The sequence below is a fragment of the Nitrososphaera sp. genome (genome assembly GCF_050748925.1).
Classification (GTDB): domain Archaea; phylum Thermoproteota; class Nitrososphaeria; order Nitrososphaerales; family Nitrososphaeraceae; genus Nitrososphaera.
Genome location: NZ_JBOGQF010000091.1, coordinates 1 through 7,373 on the forward strand (window position 1 = coordinate 1; position 7,373 = coordinate 7,373).

Sequence of the window (7,373 nt, forward strand, 5' to 3'; positions counted from 1 at the left end):
AAGCGTACGAAATGAAGATAGAGCAGCCAGGCGAGTTAGCGGCGATAATGGCAGAATACGACTACAGGCTCGCGTCAGGCGCGCACCCGGAAATACAATTGGCTGCGTTGCTGGCGCAACTTGGAAAGCTGGGCAAAAAGAGCTAGTACTCATCTTCGGCCTCTTCGCCGGACTCTTCTTCCTCTGCCTCTTCAAACTCTTCTTCGAGTTTCTCGCGCTCGTCCGCGCTCTTGTAGGGGAGGTCCACTTCGCCGGGGACGCCGCATACCGGGCACTTGAACTCGGTCGTCTGGCCCTCAAGGTCGAGCGGGAACTCTTTTTGGAATACTTCGTCGCACTTTGAGCAAACGAGGGTCGTCTGGATGTTGTCCGGGCTGAACTTGTGCGCCTGGACCCTAAAAGAAGAGTGTGCCAATAGCGTCGGTATTGGAAGAGTCCTTTTTTATAAGCGTTCTGCGGTTCCAGTCAGCAACGGCTTACCAGATTAGGTACCCATAACATACTTGGTCAGTTATTACTACTGGTCTTAAATATGCGGTGTTGCATTATAGCCTATGAATCGCACAGTCAGCAAGATTGTAAATGCAACGGAGACCATGGAAGGCGAAGGGTTCCTGGTGCACCGGCCGTTTCCCACAAATGCGCTCAATTTTTTCGACCCGTTCCTGCTCCTGGATGAGATGGGCCCCATGGAACTGGCGCCTGGAGAGGCCAAGGGCGCGCCCGACCACCCCCACCGCGGGTTTGAGACCGTGACTTACCTGCTGGAGGGCAGTTTTGAGCACAAAGACTCGCAGGGCAACGCGGGCAGGCTCCATCCCGGCGACGTGCAGTGGATGACTGCCGGCGCCGGCGTCGTGCACTCGGAGATGCCTGAGAAAGAGTTTGCAAGGGCAGGCGGCAAGCTTCACGGCTTTCAGCTGTGGGTCAACCTGCCAAAGAAGGACAAGATGATGCCCCCCAGGTACCAGGACGTGCCGGCGAGCAAGATGCCGTCGGCGACAAAGAGCGGCGCAAGGGTGCGCGTGATAGCAGGCGAGTCGCTCGGTGCAAAGGCGGCCGTCGACACCCGCACCCCCATCATGTACCTGCACTTTACGCTCGATAAAGGGGCCAGCGTTTCGCAGCCCGTGCCCCCAGGCTACAACGTCTTTGCGTACGTGGTAGAGGGCGAAGGGGCGTTTGGCGGCAAGGAGGCAAGGCGCGGCCAGATGGTCATGTTTGGCACGGAAGGAGACGCGGTAGAAATCAAAGCCAAAACGGCGCTGAGCGTGCTCTTGATAGGCGGCGTCCCCCTAAACGAGCCGGTTGCGCGCTATGGCCCCTTTGTGATGAACACCAGAGAAGAGGTGCACCAGGCGATTGAAGACTATAGGGCCGGCAAGATGGGCAGCATCGCCGCCTCTACTTGACCTGGGGGAGGGATTTAAAGTCCCGGGCAAGCGCCACTTCGGTTATCCACTCGCACTTTATGTTGACCTTGGCATGGTGCTTTTCGATTGCGTCCATGTCCGGGCCTTCAAGGAGGCAGAAGCAGACGTTTGCGTCCTTGTTGTAAAAGAGGTTGACATGGCTGACTCCAAACTCGTCTGACGGCGACATGCACAGCTCCTTGAGGTTTGCTTCGCTGAACGGCACCTTGTGGACGTCGAGGAATACGGGCATCAGAGTATAGATTGAGAGAATGCATATAAGATTTCCTGCCATGACTCTTAATTACAAGTGAGGCCTTTTGATCAGTCGATCGGGCTTTGAACGGCGACGAGATTTTCCAGCTGGCAGGCGCCCAGCGCGCCAGGGAGCTGCTGGCACGCTTTGCAGGCGCTTCGAGGCTTGACTGCTACCTCGGCCCTCTGGAAGCTGCAGAGCTGGCAGGATTCCTTGCGGGCCTTGAAAGGAAAAGGGGCAGGCAGCTGCGCATCATAGCCAACATCACGAATGAAAATTTGGACGCCGCAAAGCAGCTGATGAGGCGCTCCGACCTGCACCACGCGGACGGGGTTGCGGGAAGCTTTTGCATAGCAGACGGGTCGGAATACCTCTGCTACCTGGAGGGAGCAAAGCGCAGGGCGCTCTACAGCGCGCACGAGCCGTTTGTCAGGATGCAGCAGTTCCTGTTTGACAGCCTGCTTGACAGGGCGATTCCTGCAAAGGACAAGGTCAAAGAGATAGAGAGGGGCACCCAGGCCGAATACATTGAAACCGTCCGCGACCCGGCAGAGATCCTTGGGCTGGCGACAAAACTTGTGCGCTCTGCCGCGTTTGAGATCCTGGTGCTCTTTTCCACCATCAACTCTTTTTACAGGGCAGAGAGCGACGGCCTGCTTGACCTTCTGGGCATGGCAAGCGACAGCGGGGTGAGCGTAAAGGTGCTCATCAAGGTGGACGACGAAAATATGAAGGACGCGTCCAAGCAAAAGACCAAGCAAAAGCACGACAGCATCAACGTCAGCTTTATCCGCCAGTCGCTCAGGACCAAGATAACCACGTTTGTCATCGACCAGAGCTTTTCCCTGGCGATAGAGGTCAACGACGACGCCAAGAAGGATTTTGCCGAGGCGACGGGGCTTGCGACGCATTCCAACAGCGAGTCGACCGTGTTTACCTATTACTCGATGTTTGAAAACCTGTGGATGCAGGCAGAGGTTGAAAGGCAGAGCAGCGCCAGGCAGGCGTATTTCCACATGTTCAAGGGCCAAAAGATGAAAGACGAGACTTACAGGCGCGACTGGAAGCAGGAAGGTTAGCAAAGGCAAATGTAACCCGCCCCCGCACCCTTCTACCCCCTAGCGCGCGTTTCCAGTGGAAACATGGCAAAATAATTGTTCTTTAATACTACAGGCAGGCGCAGCGCGGTACAGTGCGGCGGGAAAATGCGCGATGAGCTTTTTCTCTACGACTGCATCTGATTAACCTTGCATACCGGCCATTTACAAGACGGCTTCCAGTCATACCTTTATGGCCTTCTCGGCATCCTGCTCGCCCTGCTGGATCAGCTTTTTTATCGTGGCGATGGAAAAGTCGGCATCTTCAAAGATATAGTGCGTGTCTTCCTTGCGCTCTATTTTCACGACGCGCTCGATTATCGCGCCCCTTGCGGTTGCCAGCTTGTGGTATTCCCGCTCGACTTTCAGGAGCCGGCCTGCCATCTTTTCGTCGAGTTTGACGTTGTTGAGCATGTCGTGCATCTCTCGCATCACCGTCAGGTAGCGCTTTATCAGCTTTGACATGTGGATGCTGTGGTCGGTCTTGTCGTTGTGCATGATGTCCCGCGCCCTGTGCCACGAGTCGGCGAGGTTCTTTGGCAGCGCGTCTTGGTTTTTTGGGAACAGGCTGACGATGTAGACGTGCTTGTGATTCCGGGGCGATTCGTTGATGACTTCGCGCAGAGGCGTGTTGCTCAACAGGCTCCCGTCCCAGAGATAGCGGTCGTCCACCTTTGTCCAGGATATGCCGTAAAAGGGAAAGCCGGCGCACGCCGCAAGCTGGTCTGCCGTTATCTTTTCCCGGTGGCTGTCAAACACTACAGAATCGCTTGTCTGTATGTCAGTCGCAGAGACTATGAGCCGCGGCGTATGCCCCGGCGACAGCCTGTCAAAGTCGACGTACTTTATGAGCGTCTTTTTGAGGGGCTCCAGATCATAAAGGTACGGCGAATTGTAGACAGGGTTGCCTGCGACAGGCCAGTGCCATGTGGGCGCAAAGATCTGCGAATTGCCAAACATTGCGCTGTACGTGGAAGCCACTATGCCGCGCATCTCGTCTGAAAGCATGCTTGGAGTCGCAAACTCGGCTGCAGAGAGCCAGAAATCTTCAAGGTCCCGCGCAGGGTTTTTCGAGCCTGCTATGATGCCGGCGTTTATCGCCCCTATCGACGTCCCCGCGACGATGTCAAATTTTATGCCGTGCTTTTCAAGCGCCTTGTAGACGCCGCACTCGTACGCGCCAAGCGAGCCACCTCCCTGCATCACGAGCACGGTCTCGTGCTTTGGCTCGTATGCGTCATGGATTTCGTCCAACGGCCTTTATCGGCACTTTACACTTTAAAGGGTACGCAAAGGCCGTTTGGGCAAAATTATTTATGAACAGCAACCAGTTTCCGGAACATGGAAAGTACAAGACACTACAAAGTTCTTTTGGCAGCGGCCGTCCTGGTCGCTGGCTTTATCGCAGCAGCTATTGCAGCCGGCAACCTGGCAAGCAGTGAAGCGTCTGCCCAGGTCTCTGCGGCAGACCCTGCAGAGGTGATCGCCGGCGCCAGCAAGTCTACGGAACGGACGCTATCGGTTTCAGGCGCGGCAACTGCAAAGGCGCAGCCCAACAAAGTCCAGCTGGCTTTCGCAGTCGACACCGTGAAAGACACGGCCAAGGCGGCTCTGGACGTGAATGCCGGGACCACGAACGCGGTCCTTGACGCTCTTGAAGCGGCAGGGGTCAAGAGGAACGAGACGAGCACATCAGACTTTAACATAAACCCCGTCTACGAATATTCCCCGCGGGGGAACGTGCAGAACCTGACGGGCTACACGGTGACCAACTCGATACTCGTGTCAAGCTATAACCTCAACGACACGTCAAAGTGGATCGACGCGGCAGTCGGCGCCGGCGCCAACAGGATCAACGGCGTCAACTTCCAGCTGTCTGACGAAAAGGCTGCAGAATTGCGCAACAGCTTGATTGTAAGCGCGATCAGGGACGCCAGGAACAAGGCGGATCTCGCCGCGGATGCAACAGGCACGAAAGTCACCGGCGTAAAGTCGCTTGCGATAAACGACTTTGTGCATTACCCGAGCCCGTATGCCTATTCGTCCGAGGCCAGGTTCGGCGTTATTGATGGGTCGCCGATAATCGCGGCAAGTCAGGATGTCTCTGCCAGCGTGAACGTGGTCTACCTGCTCGGATACAGCAGGGGGCTTCTTTTTTAATAGCCGCTTTCTGAAAACCTAGTGGTCTTCCACGTCAATGTCGGCCTTTTTGCCTACGAGGTCGGCCCTTGACTTTCTTGAAGACTCTATAATCTTTTTGCGCCTTGGCTGCAGGATGAGAACGTACGTCGAGCCTACCAGGTAGACTGCAAGCAGCGCTATTTGCGCGACCACGGTCTCTAGCGTCGGGTGGATGCCCGTCATCGTCGCGAGGTTGATGTCAAGGCGCGGGATGGTGCCAATCATGTGCGTGGTCGATATGTAGCCGACCTCCTGGAACTCGCGCACCGCGTTGCCCATGAACGCAATCGACATGTAGGCGCCGATGCCCATGGTGAGCCCAAAGAGGACGCGCAGCGGAAGTTTCTTGCCCAGCTTTCTCACGAGAAAGGTTATGCCCACGATTACGCCGAGGCCCGACACCATGCCTGCAGCCACGTACCACTCCATGTATTTTGCAAACGACAGCATCGCCTGATAAAAGAGCACGGTTTCAAAGCCCTCCCTGTAGACGGTGAAGAACGAAAGCATGACAAAGACCATGACGCTGCCCGTTGTGGTCGCTTTCCACACCTTGGCCTTGACAAACTCGATCCACTTTTTCGTCTCCACCTTGTTCAGTATCCAGAAACTTACCCAGAACAGCACGGCCACGGCAGAGATGCCGGCGATGGCCTCGATGAGCTCGCGGCTAGCGCCGGATATTTCAATGACGTATTGTGCGACGAACCAGGTTGCGGCAGTGCCGGTAAGCGCGAGAACTATGCCGTAATAGACGTGCTTTTTGAACCGCTCATTTCTAGATGCTTCAAGGTACGTCAGTATGGCGCCGATAATGAGCGCCGATTCCAGGCCTTCCCGGAAAATGATTGAAAACGACGTGGAAAACGCGATGGTGGGAGCAAGCAGGCCGGTACCAGACACCAGGCGCTCGGACTCGTCAAGGCCGTTTTTGATCTGCGATGTCTTTGCAAGAACTTGTTCATAGGGCTCGCCGGCCTGGATAAGGTTCCTGAGCTCCGCAAACAGGATCTCCATTTCAAGGGTAAAGTCAGGGTCGATTGGGCGCAGCGGGAGCTCGACGTTTTCATAGCTGTCCAGATACGCCGATCGCACGGTCAGCAAAGCGCCTTCCCTGTTGCCCTGCTGATACAGGCCAAGTGCCTCGTCCAGCTTGAACCTGATCTGGTCAATGTCTGCCCTGACGGCCGCCTTGGCCTCATCCTCTGCCTCTCCCATCGCGTTTCTTTCGCCCTGGTACGCGCCAAAGCCCTGGCTCAGGCCTTTAATGTCGGCAAAGCCGGTTGGCGCGGATGCGCTGCCGGTACCGAGTGCGGGGTCATTGTCAAGGATTTCTTCTGCTGTATCCAGTTTGACAAAAATGCCATTGGTAAAAGCTTCGATATCTTCCGGCGATTCCTGCGCCTTTATCATTTTGCGCAGCTCCTCGCGCATTTCCACCTCTATTATGACCATGAGTTCAGGGTCGTGCTTCTCTATTGGCGCTTCAAGATACTCGTAGTTGTCAAGGTATGCAGTGATTGCCTTTTGGTCGGCTGCACGATAGTCGCCCGCCTTGACGTCTTGCACTGCCTGCGCAAGCAGCGTGCGGATGGTAGAGAAATATTGTGTGTGCTCGCCCCCTGTCGCGCCAGAGCTGACCGAGAGGTCCTCTGCCAGGTCCCGCTCGATTGCCGACGCGATGCGCGCTACCTCTTCATTTGAGGCCTTTTGCGCCAGGAGCGAATCAAGCTCGGCAAAGAACAGGTTTATCTCGTTGTTGCGCCTCTCGTCTACCGAGCCTGCAATCTGGCCATACTTGGACTCGGCCACGCTGACAAGGCCGATGGCGTTTTCATGGTCGACTGTGCCAGAACCTGCATTTGACAGCTGGTACGATTGCACGGCGTCGCGGAGCAAAAAGACGGTCGTTTGCGACACGATCCCCTTGTCGCCTGCAAGTTCCAGCCCCGCAATGACGCTGTCCATCATCTCTTCGATCCTTGCTATTTCGGCCTTGATCTCTTGTGTTGCAAGCTGGCCGGCCCTTATCTTGAGCGGCATGTCCGTCAGGGCCGCTTCAATCTCGGCTGACGACTGCTCGTCGACCTCTTTCAGCTGCTCCTTGACTGCCGGGAATATCGTGGTATGTGAAATGAACGAGTGCGCAAACGCTCCTTCGCTGTCGCCCTTGTCGATGTCCTGTCCCGTCAGCAATAGCTGCGTCCTTATCCTCTCAAGGTTGACAAGGACGATGAGTGTTCGGGCGTCGTCTGCCTGCGCAGAGGCCGCTGCAGGAGCAAATGCTGCGATGGCCATGAGAGCAAGCAATGCAAGTGCTATTTTTTTCGACGCCAAGATCAAATCAAGTGCCGTTGCGGCACAATTAGGTAAGCCTAACTCCACACTATATTTAAACCATGTTCGGAATCTCGGGCGTCACAACAC

8 protein-coding genes are annotated in these 7,373 nt (G+C 55.8%); 4 read left to right on the forward strand and 4 right to left on the reverse strand.

The features are described from left to right. Positions 1 to 11 precede the first annotated feature (11 nt). Positions 12 to 146, forward strand: coding sequence for a hypothetical protein (locus tag ACREAY_RS08295; RefSeq protein ID WP_431755309.1), 135 nt, complete (start codon positions 12 to 14; stop codon positions 144 to 146). Here the strand turns inward: ACREAY_RS08295 and ACREAY_RS08300 are convergent. After that, on the reverse strand, positions 143 to 415 hold the full coding sequence (locus tag ACREAY_RS08300; protein WP_431755302.1) for a hypothetical protein: 273 nt from the start codon (positions 413 to 415) through the stop codon (positions 143 to 145). The two genes, ACREAY_RS08295 and ACREAY_RS08300, sit on opposite strands and share 4 nt — an antisense overlap. Positions 416 to 554: 139 nt before the next feature. Here ACREAY_RS08300 and ACREAY_RS08305 point away from each other — a divergent pair, with 139 nt between their 5' ends. After that, the gene (locus tag ACREAY_RS08305; protein ID WP_431755303.1) at positions 555 to 1,412 is read left to right on the forward strand and encodes a pirin family protein; all 858 of its coding nucleotides are present in this window, start codon (positions 555 to 557) and stop codon (positions 1,410 to 1,412) included. Here ACREAY_RS08305 and ACREAY_RS08310 read toward each other — a convergent pair. Next, on the reverse strand, positions 1,405 to 1,665 hold the full coding sequence (locus ACREAY_RS08310) for a nickel-binding protein (protein ID WP_431755304.1): 261 nt from the start codon (positions 1,663 to 1,665) through the stop codon (positions 1,405 to 1,407). The genes ACREAY_RS08305 and ACREAY_RS08310 overlap by 8 nt on opposite strands. A gap of 86 nt (positions 1,666 to 1,751) precedes the next feature. Between ACREAY_RS08310 and ACREAY_RS08315 the strand changes: the two genes are divergently transcribed. After that, positions 1,752 to 2,747 carry a hypothetical protein gene (locus tag ACREAY_RS08315; RefSeq protein WP_431755305.1) on the forward strand — a complete coding sequence of 332 codons (996 nt, stop codon included), beginning with the start codon at positions 1,752 to 1,754 and terminating at the stop codon, positions 2,745 to 2,747. A 201-nt stretch (positions 2,748 to 2,948) separates the two neighbouring features. On the opposite strand, the gene ACREAY_RS08320 is transcribed toward ACREAY_RS08315, so the two are convergent. Next, the gene (locus ACREAY_RS08320; protein ID WP_431755306.1) at positions 2,949 to 4,019 is read right to left on the reverse strand and encodes a patatin-like phospholipase family protein; all 1,071 of its coding nucleotides are present in this window, start codon (positions 4,017 to 4,019) and stop codon (positions 2,949 to 2,951) included. A gap of 87 nt (positions 4,020 to 4,106) precedes the next feature. Here ACREAY_RS08320 and ACREAY_RS08325 point away from each other — a divergent pair, with 87 nt between their 5' ends. Continuing rightward, complete coding sequence (locus ACREAY_RS08325) at positions 4,107 to 4,925, forward strand: SIMPL domain-containing protein (protein ID WP_431755307.1); 819 nt, start codon at positions 4,107 to 4,109, stop codon at positions 4,923 to 4,925. An 18-nt stretch (positions 4,926 to 4,943) separates the two neighbouring features. Here ACREAY_RS08325 and ACREAY_RS08330 read toward each other — a convergent pair whose 3' ends face one another. Beyond that, on the reverse strand, positions 4,944 to 7,283 hold the full coding sequence (locus ACREAY_RS08330; protein ID WP_431755308.1) for an FTR1 family iron permease: 2,340 nt from the start codon (positions 7,281 to 7,283) through the stop codon (positions 4,944 to 4,946). Positions 7,284 to 7,373: the final 90 nt, after the last annotated feature.